We start from the raw sequence: 20139 nt of genomic DNA, 5'->3' as shown, positions 1-20139 counted from the left end.
CGGCGACTATTCGGTCGGGCTGACTTCGGCGAAGGCCCCGGTGCGTTCCATCATCAGCAGCTTGGCCGATATGATCGAGAAATAGGCCCCTTGGAGGACGAGTTCTCCGTCGCGCACCTTTTGCGCGATGAAGTCGAAACTCATCAGGTTCTGCAGGCTCATCCGCACGGCTTCCAGCTCCAGTTCGGTCTGTGCATCCTTGCCCGTCAAGCCCCGCGCCAGTATCCGGTCGCGTGCGGGGGACAAATGCCGGATCCATGCGCCGACATAGCCGTCTTCGATCCCGTTCAGGCACCCCTCGATCCCGCCGCAGCTCTCATGACCCATGACAAGGATGACCTTCACCCCGAGAATGTTGACCGCATATTCCAGCGCAGCTGCCGTACTCGGGGTCGGTGTTTCGACATCGCCGCGAGGCACGATATTCGCGACATTGCGCAGCACGAACATCTCGCCAGGGTAGGCGTGAAAGATGTCGGTCGGATCGACCCGGCTGTCGGAGCATGAGATCAGCATGACGCGCGGCGACTGTCCGCTCCTGCCGAGCGTTTCGTAGAGATTCTTCTGCTCTTCGAAATCGGAGAGGCGAAACTCGCGATACCCTTTGATTAACTTATCCGGCATGGTCCCAATCTTTACGTTTTGGGCTGTTCTATCCCGCCTTGTCGGCGGGTCAAGCCGGGTGAAGGCACCGCATTGACTTGACTGATCATGACGCGCAATTTGCCCGCATGGGAGCGTCTGCCTCATATCTGCGTCGCGAGACCGTTCAAGCGCTGTCCCGGCGGTCCGATCTATGGGGCCTCTGGCTGACATTGCATGTCTGGGGTGTGATCATCGCGGCCTGGGTCATGGCCGCGGTCTGGACCCACCCGCTGACCCTGCTGCTCGCGATCCTGCTGGTCGGATCCCGGCAGCACGGCATGGCGATCCTGATGCACGATGCCGCGCACGGGGTTCTATTCAAGACCCGCGTCCTCAACGAATTTGTCGGCAAGTGGCTGCTGGCGGCGCCTTATGGGGGCGATCTGATTGCCTATCGGCATTATCATCTGAAACATCATCGCTACACTCAGTCCGACGATGATCCGGATTTGCCGCTCTCGGCCAAGTTTCCCGTGACGCGGGCGAGCCTGCGCCGGAAGTTCATCCGCGATCTGACCGGGCAGACGTTCTTTCGGCTGCGCATGGCGGGACTGAAAGCGGCACCGGAGCCGGGGATGGAGGCCTTCCAGAAAACCTCGCCGGTGCCGACGCTGGTGACCAACGCCGTCCTGTTTGCGGGACTCGCCGCAACGGGTCACTGGTGGATCTATCCGGTTCTCTGGCTGCTACCGCTGGCGACCTGGTTCATGGCTGTGCTGCGTAACCGCAATATCGCCGAACATGCGCTGACCACGACGGACGGCAATGTTCTGACACAGGCGCGGACGACGAAAGCGGGTTGGCTGGCGCGTGTTTTTCTCGCGCCCTACTGGGTCAACTATCATGTCGAGCATCACGCCTATATGTATGTGCCGTGCTGGCAGTTGCCGCATTTGCACAGCGCCATGGCGGCGCAGCATGGTGAGATGGAAATCCAGCCATCCTATCGACAGGTTCTGAAACTCGCCGCAACAGGGTGAAAACTATGCGCTCTCTTCTTCTTGCCAGCGCGGTTGCGCTGATTGCCATGCCTGCATCGGCGCAACCTGCACCACCCGGAGAAGTGACCGCGCTCTATGATATTGCGACGGCGGCCAGCCCGGACCGTATTCGCGCCGACATTCAGACTCTGGTTGACTTCGGCACGCGCCACACGCTCTCAGAGACACAGAGCGACACACGCGGCATCGGCGCTGCACGGCGCTGGATCTACGACGAGTTCGAACAGATCAGCGCAGACTGCGGTGGCTGTCTCGAAGTGATCTACGTGTCGGACACAATCAGTGGCGAACGGCGCATTCCCGATCCAACGGATGTGGTGTCGGTCTTGGCCATTCAGCGTGGCACGACGGATCCGAACCGGTTCGTCATGATGAGCGGCGACATTGATAGTCGGGTGACAGACCCGCTTAACGGCACATCCGACTCACCCGGTGCGAATGACAATGCCTCGGGCATGGCCGGCGCGATCGAAGCCGCGCGCATCCTGTCCAAATATCAGTTTGCCGGGTCCATCATCTATGCGGGCCTTTCGGGGGAAGAGCAGGGCCTGTTTGGCGGTGAAATCGTCGCTGCCCATGCGCTGGCGCAGGGCTGGGAGATCAAAGGCGTCCTGAACAACGATATGATCTCAAACATTAGCGGAATTGACGGCGTGATCGACAATACGACCGCGCGAGTCTTCTCCGAGGGCACACGCTTCGTCGAAACCGAGCAGGAAGCCCGCAGCCGCCGCTTTACCGGCGGCGAAGTCGACAGCCCGTCGCGCAATCTGGCGCGCTACGTCAAGGCGCAGGCCGATCAGTACATGACCAATCTGAACGTGATGATGGTCTACCGTCTGGATCGCTTCGGGCGCGGCGGTCATCATCGGCCCTTCAATCAGGTCGGAATCCCGGGCGTCCGCATCATGGAAACGCACGAACATTATGATCGCCAGCATCAGGATTTGCGTACGGAAGACGGCGTTGTCTATGGCGACACAATGGACGGCGTTGACGAGGATTATGCCGCCAAGCTGACGGGCCTGAACATGATCACGCTCGCGGGAATGGCTGGCGCGCCGCCGTTTCCGGCCAATGTCGCAATCGAAGGCGCGGTGCAGCCATCCGCCAAAATGACGTGGGAAACGCCTGAAAATGCAGGCAATCTGGCTGGCTATCGCGTCCACTGGCGGCTGACGACGGACCCTGAATGGACCCGCTCGCGCTATATCGGCAACGTCAATGAGTGGACGTTCGATAATCTGGTGATCGACAACTATTTCTTCGGCGTCAGCGCAGTCGCCAAGGACGGCAGTGAGACACCGGTCGTCTTCCCGGGGCCTGCAGGGCGCTTCTAGTCAGACCGGTTTTCTTCGGGCGTCCCAGCTTGCAGGGCGACGACGCGTTTTGCGGCTGCGATCGCCCGTGCCTGCAATGTGTCATGCTCATCCCAGACGGCGTCGAGTGACTGATAGACTGGTCCCCATTTGGGATCCGTCAGGCGACCGGATGTGACATAGATCGGCTGATAGGGCTCACCCAGCGTTTCCATCGCAGCACGTCCCGACGCATACCAGAGCAGGGCATGCCAGTAGCGGTTCATGTCCAGACCGGACGCTGCAAATGCGGCTTTCTCAGCCGCGTCGAGCTGGTCGGACATGGGAGATGCGTGAGACGCTTCGTGAAACAGGGTTTCGAAACTGCTGTCCAGAGCCATATCCTGGAGCGCACCGATGGTGAGATGGTTGACGGGCCGCGTTCCCGTATAGGCACCGGCCCAGCTCGCATAGGGGACGATGTCGACCCGCATCGGCTCGCTGGACCAGTCTGACTCCAGATAATCCGTCAGACGACGGGCCATGTCGTCGCCATGATGGTGCAGATCGGCTGAAAAACTGTCGATCAGTCGCTGGGCAGCTGCTTCATGACGATCCCAGAAATGTGTTTTGTAAACAGGCATGACGTCAATCAGTGCCTGTTTCAACGCAGGGTCTTCCAGGCTGTCGACGCCGCCCATGACGATCGCCACGGAAGAATAACGCAAGGGCGCGCTACGCAGCAATGACATCTCGTAATAGGGTTCATAGGCCTTGGCGACGGGCTCGAAGGCCGCGACGACGTCCGGCGTGAAGGCATCCAGATCGTCATGCGTCAGCGGTGTATAGCCTCGCACCCGCAGTCCGCTATCATTGCGCGCATAGTGAAAGGCGAGATGGTGCAGCGATAGCCACGGGTCGGCATGGATTTCAAAACGGGACGTCTTGGTCACAAGACTTGTCCCCGCTGCCTTATCCGTCGCCGTAGCGACTTTAACATCGCTGGCTGTGTATGTCGGGGAAGTTTGCGTTGCGCAGCCACCTATCGCGGCACAGCCGGACACCGCCATCGTAACTATCGCCTGTCGCATGTCTCGCTCCTTGATGTACAAGCTAGGCGAGAGGGCGGCGATCCGTCAAATTCGAGGCTGTCGGCGGATTGCGCCTAGATCGAAAAACTCGTGCCGCAGCCGCAATTCGCCGTCGCATTTGGATTGTTGATCTTGAAAGCCGCGCCGATGATTTCCCGCGAATAGTCGATTTCGGAGCCTGCGAGGAATTCCAGGCTCATTTCGTCGATAACGATTTTCGCCCCGTCGCGTTCGATCAGCAGGTCGTCATCATTGCGCGTATCGGCAAATTCGAACCGGTAGGAGAAACCGGAACAGCCGCCGCCATCCACAGCCACGCGCAACATGCGGCCCGCTGGCGCGTCAGCGCCCTGTTTCGCCATAATGGCGTTGATCTGCCTGGCGGCAGAAGCGCTCATGGTGATTGGTGCGGTTTCGGTGGCGGTCATGGTCATAAGGTCTATATAGCGCGCGAGTCCCTCTTAAAAAAGGCGCTAACGAAAGGTTGACTGTGACAGTCTTCAAACCCACCCGCCAGTCACGCGCCCCTTATGCGTCCGATCCCTATAATGCGCGGGGCCGTGCGATCGCGCAGCCATCCGGGTCGGAACGCAGCCCGTTTCAACGCGATAAGGACCGGATCATCCATTCGTCCGCTTTTCGCCGCCTGAAAGGCAAGACTCAGGTCTTTGTCGCGCATGAAGGGGATTATTACCGCACCCGGTTGACCCATTCCATCGAAGTCAGTCAGATCGCGCGGTCTATTGCACGCGTCCTGGGCTTGGATGAGGATCTCGCCGAGTGTCTTGCGCTGGCTCATGATCTCGGCCATCCGCCCTTCGGCCATTCCGGAGAGGACGCACTATCCGCGGCCATGGCGCCTTATGGCGGGTTCGATCACAATGCGCAGACCTTGCGCATCGTCACCCATCTGGAAGGACGCTACGCCGAATTTGACGGGCTGAACCTGACCTGGGAAACGCTGGAAGGGATCGCCAAGCATAATGGGCCACTGGTGCGACGGGAGGCCGATCTGAAAACGCTGCCTTGGGCCTTGCGCGCCATTCCGGACTTCGAAGCGCTCGAACTGCACACATTTGCGGGTCCGGAAGCGCAGGTGGCCGCGATTGCGGACGATATCGCCTATATCAATCATGATATTGATGATGGTTTGCGTGCCGGTCTGTTCACGATCGAAGATATCATGAATGTGCCATTCGTCGGAGATGCCTTCGTCGATGTCCGCCGCCGCTATCCGGATATTTCACGCGACAAGACGATCCACGAAGCGGTGCGGGACATGATCGGGATCATGGTGGCCGATGTACTGGCAGAAACGCGCCGTCGGCTAGAGAAATATGATCCGAAAAGTCCGGACGATATTCGCAACCTGCCCGAAGCCATCTGTGATTTCAGCGCGGACTTCCGGGAAAAAGAGCGGCCCTTACGCGAATTTCTGATGACGCGCATGTACCGACACTATCTGGTCAATCGCATGATGGGGCAGGCTTCGCGCGTGGTGGGCGAACTGTTCGAGCTGTTCATCGCTGATCCGTCCATTCTGCCAACAGATCAGCAGGCGCAGGCCGGAGGCGCACACGAGATTGCGACCGCTCGTGTCGTCTCGGACTATATCGCGTCCATGACCGACAATTTTGCCATTGAGGAACATCGCAAACTGTTCACAGTCTCCGGCTATCTCTCACGATAGACCCTGCAAAAAGCCATTAACGCTGGCTTCAAATTCCCCTATCGGTTGTCTGCGCCGGGGATGGCATGAGGCAGAGCAGGCACAGGCCGGGTCTAGACAGCAAGGGGATAGAGCGGGATGACGACGAATGGGCCTGAATTTAATCCGGCCATGCAGGCTGAAGAGCCGCTGACGCCTTTCGACGTGACGCGATCATCGGATCGCTCCGGCCTGTTCAAGCTGGTCATCGGTGTCCTGCTTCTGCTGGCCGTCGCTTTCATCGTACTGAAAATCTACCAGCCCGGCGTTCGCGACCGGGCCGATCCGCCGCTGATCACCGCCGATAATACGCCGTTCAAGATCGTGCCGGATGATCCCGGCGGTCTGCAAGTGCCCGATCAGGATAAGGAAGTCTTCGATATGATGGCCGGTACGGAACCCAGCCGCGACATCGTGACCTTGCCGCAACCCGAAACACCGGTCGATCGCACCACCATAACACCGGAGACGACCAATGATGGGACGGACCCGGTCGCGGTCGAACCGCTGCAGCCGGCCGAAACCAGCCCACCAGCTGTGCGCCAACCCGTTGAAACCCCTGTCGTGCGACCAGATCCCGCCCCGGCGACACAGCCTCCGGCAACCCCGTCGGACTGGGTCGTCCAGGTCGCTTCGCTGCGCAGTCAGGCCGAGGCGGACCGCACCTATGACGCGATCGCAAACCGCCACAGCGCCTTGTCTGGCTATCAGCGCGACATCGTCCGCGTCGATCTGGCGGAGAAGGGGATTTACTACCGGGCCCGGGTCTCCGGACTGGCGTCCAAGTCGGCGGCGGATGATGTCTGCCGCCAGTTGAAAGCGGCAGGGCAGGCCTGTTTTGTGACGCGCCGCTAAGTGTCGCAGCTTGCGGCCATTCTGGGCCTGTCAGGCCCTGCACTGACGGCGGATGAAGCGCGATTTATCCGGGATGCCGACCCGTGGGCCTTCATCCTGTTCGCCCGCAATATCGACACGCGGGCGCAGGTTCGACGCCTGACCGGCGATTTGCGCGATGCCGTCGGGCGCGATGCATTGATCTTCGTCGATCAGGAGGGTGGTCGTGTCCAGCGGCTACGCGATCCGCACTGGCGACGCTATCCGCGCGCATCCGCTTATGGCGCGGTCCATGCGAAGGATCCGGACGCGGGACGCCGTGCGGCCTATCTGGGTTACCGTCTGATTGCGGACGATTTGCGCGCGGTCGGAATCGACGCGGACTGCGCCCCGGTGCTGGATCTGCCCCAACCCGGTGCCGATCCGATCATCTCCGACCGGGCCTTCGGCGACGACATTGACCGCATTGTCGATCTGGCACATGCGGCGATGGCCGGTTTGATGTGTGGTGGCGTTGCCCCTGTCATCAAGCATATGCCCGGGCACGGACGCGCAACGGTCGATAGCCATTTGTCCCTGCCCAGGATCGACGCGGATGCGCAGACATTGGCGGAGAGTGATTTCGTGCCGTTCAAACGGCTGAATGCCGCACCGATGGCCATGACGGCGCATGTGGTTTTATCGGATATCGACCCCGATCCCGTTACCCTGTCGCGTCACGCAATCCAGTCTGTCATCCGCGACCGGATCGGCTATGATGGATTGTTGATGACGGACGATCTGGACATGAAGGCGCTGACTGGAAACAATCTGGCCGCCAAGACAACAGCCGTGCTCGAGGCGGGCTGTGACGTGGCCCTGCAATGTTCAGGGAAATTGCCGGACATGAAGGCGGTGGCGGAGGGCGCACGTCGTTTGTCCGGCAAATCGCTGGAGCGTGCCCGGATAGCGGAACTCTCCCGGCTCTCGCCCCAGACTTTCGATCGCACTGACGCGGAAGCGAAGTTCGACCAGCTGATGATGCAGGTCGCATGATGGCTTCGATGGCCGATACAGACACGCACGAAGCGTTTCAGGAGGACCTTCGCTTCGAGGCTTCGGACGCAGCGGAGGATAGCGACGCCGCGCTCCTGCTTGATATTGACGGCTATGAAGGCCCGCTGCACCTGCTGCTGGAACTGGCGCGGACGCAGAAGGTCGATCTGGCGCGTGTATCGATCCTCGAACTCGCCGATCAGTATATTGACTTCATCAAGACCGCTCAGGACCTGCGGATCGAACTGGCGGCCGATTATCTGGTGATGGCGGCTTGGCTGGCTTATCTGAAATCCAAGCTCATCCTGCCGACGGAAAAGACCGAACTGGAAACCCCCGAAGCGCAGGAAATGGCGGCGATACTGGCCTTTCGCCTGGAAAGACTGGATGCGATGCGCCGCGCGGTCGACGGCCTGATGCGACTGCCTGTGACGGGTCACAGCGTCCACGTCCGCGGCGCGCCCGAAGGCCTGCGGTCCCGCACGACGCCCCTGTTCGAGGCGGAACTATTCGACTTGCTGAAAGCCTACGGGACCTCCCGCTCCCGCTCGGCGTTCAAGCATCACACTCTGCCGCGCCCGAAAGTGCTGAGCATGGAGGATGCGCGGCTGCGATTGAAGCGCGCCATGTCGGCCTCAGGATCAGATCTGACAGAATGGACGACGCTGGACAGTCTGATCGACCGGACAGACCTGTCCGCCGATGTGCCGCAGAGTTCCGTTCGTGCATCGTCTTTGCTGGCCGGACTGGAACTTGCCAAGGAAGGCGATATCGAGCTTCGTCAGTCATCGGCCTTTCAGCCGATCTATCTGCGATCGACTGCCAAGGATGTATCATGACCCGCCCGACTTCCTCCCGTCTCGATCAGGCGTCCCGTGGTATCGAGGATGATATCGTGCAGCTGACCGAACGGCTGAAACAGTCGGGTGATGAGGCCGCGCCGGACGCGGATCTCCGCCACCTGGAAGCGCTGCTGTTCGCGGCCTCCGAGCCCATCGATACGGCCACATTGCGCGAACGCCTGCCAAAGGGCGTGGACGTCGGAGCCTTGTTGGCCCGGTTGCAGCATGATTATGCCGGACGCGGGATCAATCTGGTCCATGTTGCCGGACGTTGGCGCTTTCAGACGGCGCCGGATCTGGCCGACAATCTGGTCGATGTCCGCGAAGCTCCTCGCAAACTCTCGAAGGCCGCCCTCGAGACGCTCGCGATTATCGCCTACCACCAGCCCGTCACCCGCGCCGAGATCGAGGATGTGCGCGGTGTGGCTGTGTCCAAAGGCACGCTGGACGTGCTGATGGAGCTCGGCTGGGCGCGTGTGCGCGGTCGTCGCCGGACGCCGGGCCGCCCCGTCACGTACGGAACGACGGAAGGCTTCCTGGCGCATTTCAACCTCGAGCAGATCAGCGATCTGCCGGGACGGGAAGATCTGAAAGCTGCCGGTCTGCTGGATCCGCGCCTGCCCAAGGATTTCGAAATGCCAGAGCCCGCCATGCTGGATGCGCTGGCGACCGACGAGGACCCGCTGGAAGTGGAACCGGAAGACACGGATTTCTTCGAAGATTTTCTGGCCGATGATGACGACTAGGCTGTCTTGTCACGCGATTGTCGCCGTGAGAGCCGCTTCACGCGATTGACCCATCCGCCTACCGCCCCTACATCGGGCTCATGTTTACAGCTCATCCCATCGGCATCATCGCCATTCTGATCATTGCGCTGCTCGTCTTCGGTGGGCGCGGCAAGATCAGTTCGATCATGGGCGACCTCGGCAAGGGGATCACCTCGTTCAAGAAAGGCCTCAAGGATGAGGCTTCGGACACGAAAGAGGCGGCGACGGACCCTGCCGACGATGCGCTGGATGTGACCCCGCGCAAGAAAGACTAAGCCGCCGCCATGCTGCCCTCCTTCGGTTTCGGAGAGATGGTCATCATCGTCCTTCTGGCCGTGATCGTCGTCGGACCGAAAGACCTTCCCAAAGTCATGCGCACCCTGGGTGGCTTCATGGCCCGTCTGCGTGTGATGGGGCAGGAATTCCGCGATGCGTTCGATGAAATGGATGCGGACGATGAAATCAAGGCGCTAAGGGCCGAAATTGCGGAGATGAAATCGCTCGGACTGCTCGATGACGAGCTAAAAGACGATATTCGCGACATCAATACAGAAATCCGTGAGTCCACGGACATGTCGTCGGGCAAAAAGTGATAGATCAGGCGAAACTCGAAAGCGACGATGTCGAAGCCTCGCGCGCCCCTTTGCTCGACCATCTGAATGAGCTGCGGTCACGTCTGATCAAAAGCGTGCTCGGTGTCGTTGCCGGCATGGTCATCTGCGCCCCATTTCTGGCAAAGATCGTGGAATGGCTGCTCTGGCCGTTCGAGCAGGCGCTGCTGCGCTACAATACGCGCATGCTCGATGCTGGAAAGCCGATGATCGATATGGAGATCATCGCGACACAGCCGCTGGAAACCTTTTTCGTGAAGCTGAAAATCGCTCTGTTCGGTGGTGTCGTGTTGGGCTTTCCCGTGCTCGCCTACCAGCTTTATCGCTTTGTCGCGCCCGGCCTCTACAAGAACGAAAAGGGGGCATTTCTGCCTTATCTGATCCTCAGTCCAGTTCTTTTCATCGCCGGGGCGAGTTTGGTCTTTTTCTTCGTTTTCCCCTTCGTGATGGAATTCGCACTCGGCCAGCAGGCGATCGGCGGTGGGCAGGAGATCAAGCTGCTGCCAAGGATCGCGGATTATCTCAGCCTTTCCACCACCTTGTTTCTGGCGTTTGGCCTGTCCTTCCAACTGCCTGTTATTCTGTCGTTGCTGGGCCGGGCCGGCATCGTCCGATCCGAACAGCTGCGGCGCTGGCGTAAATATGCGGTGCTCGGCATCGCTGTCTTCGCAGCCTTCGCAACGCCGCCCGATCCGATCACGCAGTTCATCCTCGGCGGGGCGATCTATCTGCTCTACGAATTGTCGATCGTGGCCGTCCGCCTGGTCGAGCGAAAAGACCAACCCAAAGGGATGGAATCTTAGTCCGATATTAACCCTGATCGGGCGATTTTAAGGCTCCTGATTTAATCGGAGCGTCCCATGCGTATTTTTCTCTCCGCCGTGGTTTTAACTTCACTCTCGAGCGCCGCCCTTTCGCAGGACAGTGCCGCGCTGTCGGATGATCAGTTGCAGGCCAAGATCGACGCGGCTGTCATGGAGCGGCAACAGGCCGCCCTGAAAGGCGGGCAATATCAATTCGCGCTGCCCCTGATAGAAATCCCGCTCTATGCGGGAACGGAGAGTTCCGATGGCCAGCACACCGTGGCGGATGGGGACACGCTTTATGGTTTGTCAAAGCGCTATGGCGTCAATATTGCCGACATCCAGCAGGTCAATGCGCTGAAAGGCTACAGTCTGGCGCTGGGTCAGACATTGCGGATTCCCAGTCAGTCAGCGACCCGGACCATCCCGGCTACATATCAATCCGGTGTATCGTCCTCACAGGCCAAGCCAGGCGAGTCCGTTTACATGATCCAGTCCGGCGACACGCTTTTCGGGATTGCCAGGCGATATTGCCTGAAACCCGCGGACTTTATGACAGTAAATCGGGGTGTGAGCGCCAATAGACTGCGCATCGGATCGTCATTGCAGATTCCGGCTGCGGCTTGCACACCGAAATCGACCGACATCGACTAAACAGTCTGCCGCGATTGCTTGCGGTTGAACATTCCGCCTCTATATAGCCCGATAAAGAATTGATCGGGGGCGGACGCCCCGATCCTGACGCAGGCGGAGCCACCATGATTATCACGCTGATTCAGCAAGCCGCACCAGCGGGCGGCGCGGGGACTGCGGTTGGGGGCCAGATCCTCATGCTGGCCGTTATCGGTCTGATCTTCTACTTTCTGCTGATCCGGCCCCAAAGCCAGCGCATGAAGAAACACAGGGCCATGCTCGAGGCGATCGTGCGAGGCGACGAAGTTGTCACCAATGGCGGTCTGATCGGCAAGGTCAAGAAAGTCACCGAAGACGAAGTCGTCGTGACCTTGGGCGCGAACCAGGATGTGAAAGTCGTCCGGAGCATGATCGCTGATGTTCGCAATCGCAAGTCAGCGGCGAACGACTGATGCTATTTTTCAGCCGCTGGAAGACGATCTTCATCGTCGGATTGGTTGCTCTGGGGATCATCCTCGCGGCCCCAAATGTAATGAATTCGGACACGCGCGCCAAGCTTCCGACATTTCTGCAAAAGACGATCAATCTGGGGCTCGACCTGCAAGGCGGCGCGCATATGCTGCTGGAAGTCGATCTATCGTCAGTTCTGCAACAGGCGCTGGTCAATGAGCGGACGGGCATTCTGACCGAATTCCGCGATGCCAATCCCCGCATTCAGGGCGATCAGATCCGCATTCAGAACGGGCTTGTCGTCGGGCGGCTTCGCAATGCCGCCGATCAGGACCGGGCGCTGGCCGTGCTGCAGGAAATGAGCACGCCCGTCGATCCGACACAGATCGGATCGCCGCGCCGGACCGAAGTTACATCCGTCGGCAATGATGGTTTCTCCGTGCGCATTACGGACGCACAGATCGAGGCTATTCGTAAACGCACGATCGAGCAATCGATCGAAGTCCTGCGCGACCGGATCGATCCATCAGGTACGACAGAGATGACGCTGGTACGCGAAGGCGATGATCGCATTCTGCTGCAGGTTCCCGGCGCGAAGAATATCGATGAGATCAAGGCGGCCATCAACCGGACGGCCAACCTGTCCTTCCACCTCGTGCACCCCGACAGTAATCAGGAGCGTGCGTTGGCGCAGGCCGTTCAGACGTTCGATCCTGAAACGGGCGATGCCCGTCTGGCCAGTATCGGGACGCGCTACTTCCCGCATCAGGATACGGCAGGCGGCCTGATCGTTGAGGAAAGCACGCGAATTACCGGTGAATGCCTCGAAAACAGCTCTCCTGGCGTTCATCCGGACAACGGTTCGGCCATCGTCAATTTCAGCTTCAACTTCCGGTGTTCGCGCCTGTTCGGTGAGATGACGGCCAAAAATATCGGTAAGCCCTTTGCGGTTGTCCTGGATGGCGAGATCATCACAGCGCCGAATATTCGCGGCGCGATTACGGGCGGTCGGGGTTTTATCGAAGGATCCTTTACCCCTGATTCCGCCTCGGAACTCTCGCGCCTGCTCAATGCTGGTGCCTTGCCTGCCAAGCTGGTTATCGTCGAAGAACGAACCGTCTCTGCGGAACTTGGCGAAGCGTCGATCCGGGCCGGGCAGGTCGCTTCGATCATCGGTCTGATGGGCGTCGCGGCCTTCATGTGGCTTTCCTATGGTCTGCGATTCGGCACGATCGCCAATCTGGCGCTTGCAACCAATATCGGCCTGATCGCCGCGGCTCTGACGGTGCTCGGTGCGACGCTAACCCTGCCGGGCATTGCCGGGATCATCCTGACGATCGGTATGGCGGTGGATGCCAATGTGCTGATCTTCGAACGCATTCGCGAAGAGACCCATAATGGCCGTCCACCAGTCAGTGCGATCGAGACCGGCTATCGCCGTTCGCTCGCGCCCATTCTGGACGCGAACATCACGACGCTGATTGCCGCAATCACACTCTACTTCGTTGGGTCCGGTCCGGTCCGCGGCTTTGCCGTGACGCTGGCGATCGGGATCGTGACCTCCGTCTTTACGGCGGTCGTCTTTGCCCGTCTGCTGACGGCCACATGGCTGCGCGGTACGCGGCCCAAATCTCTGCCGATCTAGGACCTATCGCCATGCGTGACATTTCCCTCGTCAGAATTCTGCCGGTCGAACCGCGTGTTCCGTTTATCTCGGCCCGCCTCGTCGCCGGGGTGATTTCGATTATTGCCGTAATCATTTCCATGACGCTCTTCATCACCAAGGGCCTCAATTACGGCCTCGATTTCACCGGTGGTGTCGTGACGACGGTGGATTTTGGTGTTGAACCTCCAGCCGACGTGCAGAACTTCGTTCAGACACGCTTCGAAGGTTCACAGGTGCAGAACATTTCGCAGCCGGCTGGATCGTTGATCGACCATGACTATTTGCGGATCAGCCTGCCGCTCCAGATCGAAGAAGGCGGCTCCGACGATGCGTCGGCCGATGGCGAAGCGGAACGTCAGGCGCAGACAGACGCGCAACAGGTGGCGCAGGCCGCTCTCTTCGAGGCCCTCGAAGGACAGTATGACAATTTGAAACTGATTTCGACCGAAACCGTATCAGGCAAAGTCTCGGGTGAATTGCGGCGCAAGGGCCTTATTGCCGTGGTGCTCGCGCTTGGCCTTGTCTTGGCCTATATCTGGTTCCGCTTCGAATGGCAGTTCGGTCTGGGAGCGGTTGCGGCGCTGCTGCACGATGTGATCCTGACCCTGGGCGTATTCGAACTGTTCCAGATCGAATTCAACCTGGCGATCATCGCGGCCATTCTGACGATTGTCGGCTACTCCCTCAACGATACGGTGATCGTCTATGACCGCATTCGGGAGAACTTGCGAAAATATAAGAAGATGCCGCTGGCCGAAGTCATCAATATCTCGATCAATGACACCTTGTCGCGGACCATTCTGACATCGATGACGACATTGCTCGCTCTGACGGCGCTCTATGTGCTGGGCGGACCGGGTCTGGAAGGCTTCTCATTCGCCATGATCTGGGGCGTGATCGTCGGGACCTACTCGTCCATCTTCGTCGCCAGCCCGCTCCTGCTTGTCCTCAAGCTCAAGCGTGGGTCCCGGATCGACGCCCCGAAAGACGACGTAGCCAAAACGGTCTGAACGTTATCTGGGGCGTTCCATACCTACAAAAAAAGCCCGCCTGAGCGGGCTTTTTCATGTCTGGCGGGGTGTTCGCCCTATGCCAGATTGCTCTCAGCAAAGTCCCAGTTGACCAGCTTGTCGAGGAAGCTGTTCATATAGGACGGACGGGCGTTCTGGTAATCCAGATAATAGGCATGCTCCCACACATCCATCGTCAGGAGCGGCGTCACCTCTTCGCCTTCGACAGGGGTGTGAGCATTGGCCGTATTGGTCACGTCAAGCGTGCCGTCAGCCTTCTGCACCAGCCAGGCCCAGCCGGATCCGAACTGGCTGCCGCCCTTATCCTTGAATGCGGTGACGAAGTCATCATAGCTGCCGAAATCGCGGTCGATCATTTCGCCGATCTTGCCAGTGGGCTTGCCCCCACCGTTGGGGGTCATGGAGTGCCAATAGAATGTGTGGTTCCAGACCTGAGCAGCATTGTTGAACAGACCGCCATCGGACTTCCGGATGATCTCTTCCAGGCTCATATCTTCGAATTCCGTGCCTTTGATGCCGTCATTCAGCTTGTTGACATAGGCCTGATGATGTTTGCCGTAATGGTAGTTCAGCGTCTCTTCGCTGATGGTCGGGGCGAGGGCATCGCGTGCATAGGGAAGGTCGGGAAGTTCAAAAGCCATTCTATAATCTCCTTGGTTGTCAGTTCATTCTACGGGACAGACCGGTTGATGGTTCCTATTCCCGGGGAAAGTCGTCAGCGATGCGGAAGTATTTTCCAGCCGAGGGAGGGGCAATGATGATCACGACCCACTTTCCGACAGGAAATCTTGCTTCGAAGGCCCGGGATAGGCATTTGGTCGGCGCTTCGCAAGATTAACCCGGGACTCTCGTGCCAATCCATATCGACAGTTCAGTTCTGACGCGGTTGGAACAGCTCGACCCGGACCGGGTTCGTGCCGCACGGATGGCCGATCCGGACATTCGTGACCGTCTGCTCACGCTCTATGCGTTTCACGCGGAACTCGCCAAAGTCCCGGAACTGGTTAGCGAGCCGATGATGGGCGCAATCCGCTATCAGTGGTGGCGCGACGCGCTGGGCGAGATGTTCGACGGTCGGACAGTCCGCGCGCATGAAGTGACGACGCCGCTGGCTGAGATGATCGCGCAGACAGGAATAAGCCGCTTTCTGCTCGACCGCATCATTGACGGGCGGGAGCGCGATCTCGATCCTCAACCCTTCGCTACGATCCAGGACGGGATCGATTATGCCGATGCCACGTCTGGCGCACTGGCGCGGGCGGCTGTGTTCCTGTGCGGCGGGCAGGGCGGTCTGATGGCCGGTCGGGCGTGGGGGATGACGGGGCTGGCCCGGAGCTACCGCTATTACACGCAAGGTATACTGTCCGGACTGGCCTTTGAAGACATCGCCGATGCAGCGAAGAGCGCCTACTCAGAGGCCCGGAAAGATCCGCTCGGACCTGCCATTCCGGCTTTGGCCTATGGGGCCCTTGTGCCGGGGTTTCTGAAACGGATGGCCAAGCCCGGCTATGATCCGGCCGGCAATGTGCCTGACTACTCGCCTTTTGCGAAGCAGCTTCGCATGCTCAGAACGGTCGCGACAGGGCGGCTCTAGGGCGCCCAGCTGCCGATATCGGCCAGGGCGCGTTCCGCCATGGCGCGGCGTTTGACGCGGGTCTTCTGCTTGCCTCTGGCGCGGCTGCCATCCGGGTTTTTCATAACCAGATTGTCGACCGGCGGCATCAGGCCGAAATTGACGTTCATCGGCTGGAACTTGGCTTTCGGCCCGTCCATGAAACCGCCCGTAACATGTTCAACCAATGCGCCCAGCGCCGTCGTGGGCGGCGGCGGATCGAGCGCATCGCCTTTGGCCTGGGCCGCAGCCATTCGTCCGGCGATCAGGCCGAGTGCAGCACTTTCCACATAGCCTTCGACCCCCATGATCTGACCAGCAAAGCGCAAGTCAGGTCGCGAGCCTAGTCGCAGCTGCCGATCCAGCAGTTTCGGGCTGTTGATGAAGGTATTGCGGTGAATACCGCCCAGCCGGGCAAAAACAGCCTTTTCCAGTCCTGGGATCATCCGGATGACGTCGGCCTGCGCGCCATATTTCATCTTCGTCTGAAATCCGACCATATTGTAGAGCGTACCGAGCCCGTTATCCTGTCGCAGCTGCGCGATCGCATAGGCTTTGACGGTCGGATTATGCGGGTTGGTCAATCCGACCGGCTTCATCGGTCCGAAGCGCAGCGTTTCCGGGCCACGTGACGCCATGACTTCGATCGGCAGGCAGGATTCGAAATAGGGTGTATCCTTCTCGAAATCCTTGAATTCCGTCTGATCCGCAGATGTCAGCGCGTCGATGAAGGCGTAATACTGGTCCCTGTCGAGCGGGCAGTTGATATAGTCCGCCCCGTCGCCGCCAGGCCCCTTCTTGTCATAGCGGGACTGGAACCAGGCTTTGTCGAAGTCGATACTGTCCTTATAGACGATCGGGGCGATGGCATCGAAGAAGGCCAGACTGTCTTCGTCCGTCTCAGCGAGAATAGATTTGGCCAGCGAGTCCGATGTCAGCGGTCCCGTCGCGATGATCGTATTGCCCCATTCGCGCGGCGGCAGGCCAGCCACTTCGCCATATTCGATCGTAATGTTCGGATGCTGCGACAGCAGGGTGGTCACAGCGTCGGAGAACGCATCGCGATCGACCGCCAGCGCCCCGCCTGCAGGAAGCTGGAACAGATCGCCCATGCCCATGATCAGCGAGCCATTGCGGCGCATTTCCTCATGCAGCAAACCGACCGCATTGCCGAGATGATCATCCGAACGAAAGGAATTGGAACAGACCAGTTCAGCGCAGCCGCCGGTCTGGTGCGCGGCTGTCATGCGCTGGGGCCGCATTTCGTGCAGGATGACGGGCACGCCCGCTTCGGCGGCTTGCCAAGCGGCCTCGGATCCGGCGAGACCGGCGCCGACGATATGGACAGATGCAGGCATCCGCGCGACCTAGGGCTTTGATCGCGCTTAGGCAATATGGGCGCGCATCAAGTGTGTCGTTCATAGCCTGAAGGTTGCGCAGTCAATGTGTCGCCTGTAAGTTGAAACGTGGAGGGCAGCATGAAACCAATCGAACCGACACCCTATACAAGGGATTACGAAATTACGGACGCCATGTTTGGCGCGTTTCGATCACCGGGGGGAGCGAAGCTTTTCTGGATATTGACGGCTTATCTGACGATCGCACTTACCATCATCTACCTATTGCTTTTGCCGCCTATGGCCGCGTCCTATGGCCGCATGATCCTGTCGTCGATGGATAGCTCGACGGGCGCGATGATGTCGGAACTGGGCAAAGTGATGATGTTTGTCTTTGTACTGATTGTATTGAGTTTTTCGGCCAACGCCATTGTCAGAGCCGCCTTTTACAGGGCCTATTTTTTCGGTGTCGACGACGGGCTTTTCCCTTTCCGGTTTGGTCGGGACGAAGTCCAACAGGCTCTGGCGATCCTGGGATTTTACGCATTGGTCTATGTCGTAGCAATTGCGGGCGGTATCATCATAGGCCTCGTCTTTGGTTTTGCCGGGGTAATGATGGGTGAATCGGCTTTCGGTTTTGCAATATTCCTGGGATTTATCTTCATGATCGCGCTGATGGTCGTGATCTACTGGTTCATGGTGGTGATCTCTCCAGCGGGCGCATTGACCGCTCTGCGGGGTAACACGCACGTTCTCGCGGCGCGTCATGTGTCGAAGGGCAGGCGGGGTGCGATTTTCGGCTCTATCTTTGTAGCCGGACTGATCGGTTATATCGCCTATTATGCGCTCTCCACTGCAGGTTTTCTGTCAGGCCTGTCAGGTTTGATGTCTGCGGAATTGTTCTCGGCGATCTTGGCCGAGGATTCACAAGAAGTTGTTGATCTGGTCCAGCAGGCGGTCAACTCGCCGGGATTTAAAGCCGGCCTGGCGGTCGCGCTTTTCCTCATGTCCGCCGGTATGGCTTTCTTCTACATGATCATTGCTGGTCCGCAGGCCTATTTTACGAAACAGTGGGCGGATGCCGCGCAAGATGTCCCTTACGGGCAAAACCCTGAACAGGAGGCATTATGATCCGGGCACTTATAACGCTCTGTCTGACTCTGGCTTTTGTCGGCCTGCCTGTCGCGGCTGCGCAGGCTGCGATCCCGCCTGATGTCGTCAAGGCTTACCGCGCCTATGAAACGGCAATGACGGAAGGCAAGATTGACGTTGCCCGAACGGCAGCCCGGATTGCCTGGGAACGGGCGGAAGCGAAAATGGGCGATACGAAGACGACGGGCGACCTCGCCAATAATTATGCGTCGCTTCTGACGGGCGATGTTGAAAAAGAACAGTTGAAAGCCGCGTCGCGGGCCATGGAACTGGTCACGGATTATGGCGCGGATGCGCCGCTGGTCTATCTCGAGCGAGGCATTGTCCGACTGACTTTGCTCGGTGTGTTCGATGATAACTGGAAAAGGCTGAAGGAAGGTGAAGACCTTGTCGAATACGCGGAGGCGAGCGGTCTGTCCGGCAGCACCTTCACGGCTGAAATCATGACTATGGTCGCAGGCGCACATGCCGGGCGGGGCAATGCTGACAAGGCGGTCGATTATGCCGAGCGCGCTCTGACCGTATTCGAAAATGCGACTGACGGGATCGAGAGCGGTTACAAGATCAGGGCGCAACTCTATCGGGGTTATGGCCACGAATATGAGCAGAACTATATGGATGCGGCGCTCAGCTATCAGGAGGTGATGGAAGCGACGGATGGGCTCGACCCGGAAAAATACCCGCTCGTCGGCGCTGCCTTGGGGCGTTGGATATACATGCGGTCCGCCTTGTACGATCAGGGCGATCTGGACGAGGCCGAACAGAACGGCCTGTGCCAATGCTGGCCCTATGACAAGGCGCGCAATGAAAGTGTCAAGCCGATCCACCGTGTGCCGCCGATCATGCCGCGCCGGGCGCAGCAGTCAGGCTATGTGGTCGTCGAATTCGATCTGACGGATGATGGCAAGCCGACGAACAAGCGTGTCGTCACCGCCTGGCCGGAATATTTCGAAAAACCCGCTCTCAAAGCCGTGGAAAAATGGCAATATTCTCCGAGGACCGCGGATGAAGATATGTCCGACCGGACGGATATCGTTACCACAATCCGGTTTGTCCTGTCTGACGGTAGCGGCAATACGATCTGGTAGGGTGAGGGAAAGAAGCTTCGGCCGCTGACAGGGCGGTCGTGTTTTCCCCGTTCTACTCGCCTAAGTTCTGAGCTTCCGCCTTGTTGGCAATTCTCTGATTGTCGATAATCGCGTCGATCCCGACTTTCAGGCAGGCATCTTCCATCAAGGTGATGACTTCCTGGTCATTGGTTGCGCGGCCCGACATCAACAGTTCAATTGCAACTCCGCCTGCTGCTTCCCCGAGAAGATCGGATTCGTCACCGTCCATTTGTGCCATGTTGTATAGGTCCGTCCCGTCCAGATAGGTCAGCAGACTCTGGGTCATCTCCGACAGAAGTTCGGGCTTCTGGCCTGTCATCATATCGACGAAGTTCTGCATGGTCAGCGGCAGCATGAAGTCGACCATGGCACCACCGAATTTCCCGTAGGTTTTGCACATAGCTGCATCATTGGCGGCGGCGGGCATGGCTGTCGCGACAGCCAGTGTCAGTCCAAGAGCCAGTTTTTGAAATTTCTTCATGATAATCAGCCTATGTCTCACGCTTTTTTTTGC

23 protein-coding genes are annotated in these 20139 nt (G+C 58.9%); 17 read left to right on the top strand and 6 right to left on the bottom strand.

What is annotated here, in order from left to right; genetic code table 11:
- Window positions 1–6: 6 nt before the first annotated feature.
- Complete coding sequence (locus AB6B39_RS10545) at window positions 7–624, bottom strand: carbonic anhydrase (protein ID WP_284370594.1); 618 nt, start codon at window positions 622–624, stop codon at window positions 7–9.
- Window positions 625–701: 77 nt separating this feature from the next.
- Here AB6B39_RS10545 and AB6B39_RS10540 point away from each other — a divergent pair, with 77 nt between their 5' ends.
- Window positions 702–1625 carry a fatty acid desaturase family protein gene (locus AB6B39_RS10540; protein ID WP_284370596.1) on the top strand — a complete coding sequence of 308 codons (924 nt, stop codon included), beginning with the start codon at window positions 702–704 and terminating at the stop codon, window positions 1623–1625.
- 5 nt (window positions 1626–1630) lie between these two features.
- Window positions 1631–2986, top strand: coding sequence for a M28 family metallopeptidase (locus AB6B39_RS10535; protein WP_284370599.1), 1356 nt, complete (start codon window positions 1631–1633; stop codon window positions 2984–2986).
- Here the strand turns inward: AB6B39_RS10535 and AB6B39_RS10530 are convergent.
- Both AB6B39_RS10530 and erpA read right to left on the bottom strand, forming a co-directional pair.
- Complete coding sequence (locus AB6B39_RS10530; protein ID WP_284370601.1) at window positions 2983–3897, bottom strand: hypothetical protein; 915 nt, start codon at window positions 3895–3897, stop codon at window positions 2983–2985. The two genes, AB6B39_RS10535 and AB6B39_RS10530, sit on opposite strands and share 4 nt — an antisense overlap.
- Window positions 3898–4109: 212 nt before the next feature.
- The gene (erpA, locus tag AB6B39_RS10525; protein WP_284370603.1) at window positions 4110–4463 is read right to left on the bottom strand and encodes an iron-sulfur cluster insertion protein ErpA; all 354 of its coding nucleotides are present in this window, start codon (window positions 4461–4463) and stop codon (window positions 4110–4112) included.
- Window positions 4464–4519: 56 nt separating this feature from the next.
- Between erpA and AB6B39_RS10520 the strand changes: the two genes are divergently transcribed.
- The 12 genes from AB6B39_RS10520 (at window position 4520) to secF (ending at window position 14394) form a co-directional block, all read left to right on the top strand.
- The gene (locus AB6B39_RS10520; RefSeq protein ID WP_371398562.1) at window positions 4520–5725 is read left to right on the top strand and encodes a deoxyguanosinetriphosphate triphosphohydrolase; all 1206 of its coding nucleotides are present in this window, start codon (window positions 4520–4522) and stop codon (window positions 5723–5725) included.
- Window positions 5726–5842: 117 nt separating this feature from the next.
- The gene (locus tag AB6B39_RS10515; protein ID WP_284370607.1) at window positions 5843–6598 is read left to right on the top strand and encodes an SPOR domain-containing protein; all 756 of its coding nucleotides are present in this window, start codon (window positions 5843–5845) and stop codon (window positions 6596–6598) included.
- Complete coding sequence (nagZ, locus tag AB6B39_RS10510) at window positions 6599–7612, top strand: beta-N-acetylhexosaminidase (RefSeq protein ID WP_284370609.1); 1014 nt, start codon at window positions 6599–6601, stop codon at window positions 7610–7612.
- 8 nt (window positions 7613–7620) lie between these two features.
- Window positions 7621–8451, top strand: coding sequence for a segregation and condensation protein A (locus AB6B39_RS10505; protein WP_284370611.1), 831 nt, complete (start codon window positions 7621–7623; stop codon window positions 8449–8451).
- Window positions 8448–9200: an SMC-Scp complex subunit ScpB gene (gene scpB / locus AB6B39_RS10500; RefSeq protein WP_284370613.1), complete on the top strand. Its 753-nt coding sequence runs from the start codon at window positions 8448–8450 to the stop codon at window positions 9198–9200. Before AB6B39_RS10505 ends, scpB begins: the two co-directional genes overlap by 4 nt.
- 80 nt (window positions 9201–9280) lie before the next feature.
- Window positions 9281–9496: a twin-arginine translocase TatA/TatE family subunit gene (locus AB6B39_RS10495; RefSeq protein WP_284370615.1), complete on the top strand. Its 216-nt coding sequence runs from the start codon at window positions 9281–9283 to the stop codon at window positions 9494–9496.
- A gap of 9 nt (window positions 9497–9505) precedes the next feature.
- Window positions 9506–9814, top strand: a complete 309-nt coding sequence (gene tatB / locus AB6B39_RS10490; protein WP_284370617.1) for a Sec-independent protein translocase protein TatB — start codon at window positions 9506–9508, stop codon at window positions 9812–9814.
- Entirely contained in the window at window positions 9811–10635 is an 825-nt protein-coding gene (gene tatC / locus AB6B39_RS10485; RefSeq protein WP_284370620.1) for a twin-arginine translocase subunit TatC, read from the top strand. Before tatB ends, tatC begins: the two co-directional genes overlap by 4 nt.
- Before the next feature lie 57 nt (window positions 10636–10692).
- Complete coding sequence (locus tag AB6B39_RS10480; RefSeq protein ID WP_284370622.1) at window positions 10693–11289, top strand: LysM peptidoglycan-binding domain-containing protein; 597 nt, start codon at window positions 10693–10695, stop codon at window positions 11287–11289.
- A gap of 104 nt (window positions 11290–11393) precedes the next feature.
- Window positions 11394–11720: a preprotein translocase subunit YajC gene (gene yajC / locus AB6B39_RS10475; RefSeq protein ID WP_284370623.1), complete on the top strand. Its 327-nt coding sequence runs from the start codon at window positions 11394–11396 to the stop codon at window positions 11718–11720.
- Window positions 11720–13363, top strand: coding sequence for a protein translocase subunit SecD (gene secD / locus AB6B39_RS10470; protein WP_284370624.1), 1644 nt, complete (start codon window positions 11720–11722; stop codon window positions 13361–13363). The genes yajC and secD overlap by 1 nt, the downstream gene beginning before the upstream one ends.
- Window positions 13364–13374: 11 nt before the next feature.
- Complete coding sequence (gene secF, locus AB6B39_RS10465; protein WP_284370625.1) at window positions 13375–14394, top strand: protein translocase subunit SecF; 1020 nt, start codon at window positions 13375–13377, stop codon at window positions 14392–14394.
- Between the two features lie 77 nt (window positions 14395–14471).
- On the opposite strand, the gene AB6B39_RS10460 is transcribed toward secF, so the two are convergent.
- Complete coding sequence (locus tag AB6B39_RS10460) at window positions 14472–15056, bottom strand: superoxide dismutase (RefSeq protein WP_284370626.1); 585 nt, start codon at window positions 15054–15056, stop codon at window positions 14472–14474.
- A 209-nt stretch (window positions 15057–15265) separates the two neighbouring features.
- On the opposite strand from AB6B39_RS10460, the gene AB6B39_RS10455 reads away from it, so the two are divergent.
- Window positions 15266–16009, top strand: coding sequence for a squalene/phytoene synthase family protein (locus AB6B39_RS10455; RefSeq protein ID WP_284370627.1), 744 nt, complete (start codon window positions 15266–15268; stop codon window positions 16007–16009).
- On the opposite strand, the gene trmFO is transcribed toward AB6B39_RS10455, so the two are convergent.
- Window positions 16006–17385: a methylenetetrahydrofolate--tRNA-(uracil(54)-C(5))-methyltransferase (FADH(2)-oxidizing) TrmFO gene (gene trmFO, locus AB6B39_RS10450; RefSeq protein WP_284370628.1), complete on the bottom strand. Its 1380-nt coding sequence runs from the start codon at window positions 17383–17385 to the stop codon at window positions 16006–16008. The two genes, AB6B39_RS10455 and trmFO, sit on opposite strands and share 4 nt — an antisense overlap.
- A gap of 108 nt (window positions 17386–17493) precedes the next feature.
- Between trmFO and AB6B39_RS10445 the strand changes: the two genes are divergently transcribed.
- Window positions 17494–18495: a hypothetical protein gene (locus tag AB6B39_RS10445; RefSeq protein ID WP_284370629.1), complete on the top strand. Its 1002-nt coding sequence runs from the start codon at window positions 17494–17496 to the stop codon at window positions 18493–18495.
- Window positions 18492–19604 (top strand): energy transducer TonB, encoded by a 1113-nt coding sequence (locus tag AB6B39_RS10440; RefSeq protein ID WP_284370631.1) that lies wholly within the window; start codon window positions 18492–18494, stop codon window positions 19602–19604. Before AB6B39_RS10445 ends, AB6B39_RS10440 begins: the two co-directional genes overlap by 4 nt.
- 52 nt (window positions 19605–19656) lie before the next feature.
- Here the strand turns inward: AB6B39_RS10440 and AB6B39_RS10435 are convergent, their stop codons facing one another.
- Entirely contained in the window at window positions 19657–20106 is a 450-nt protein-coding gene (locus tag AB6B39_RS10435) for a hypothetical protein (protein ID WP_284370633.1), read from the bottom strand.
- Window positions 20107–20139 lie beyond the last annotated feature (33 nt).

It is taken from the genome of Algimonas porphyrae (assembly GCF_041429795.1).
GTDB classification, from domain to species: Bacteria; Pseudomonadota; Alphaproteobacteria; order Caulobacterales; family Maricaulaceae; genus Litorimonas; species Litorimonas porphyrae.
This window is presented reverse-complemented; position numbering and strand designations above follow the sequence as displayed.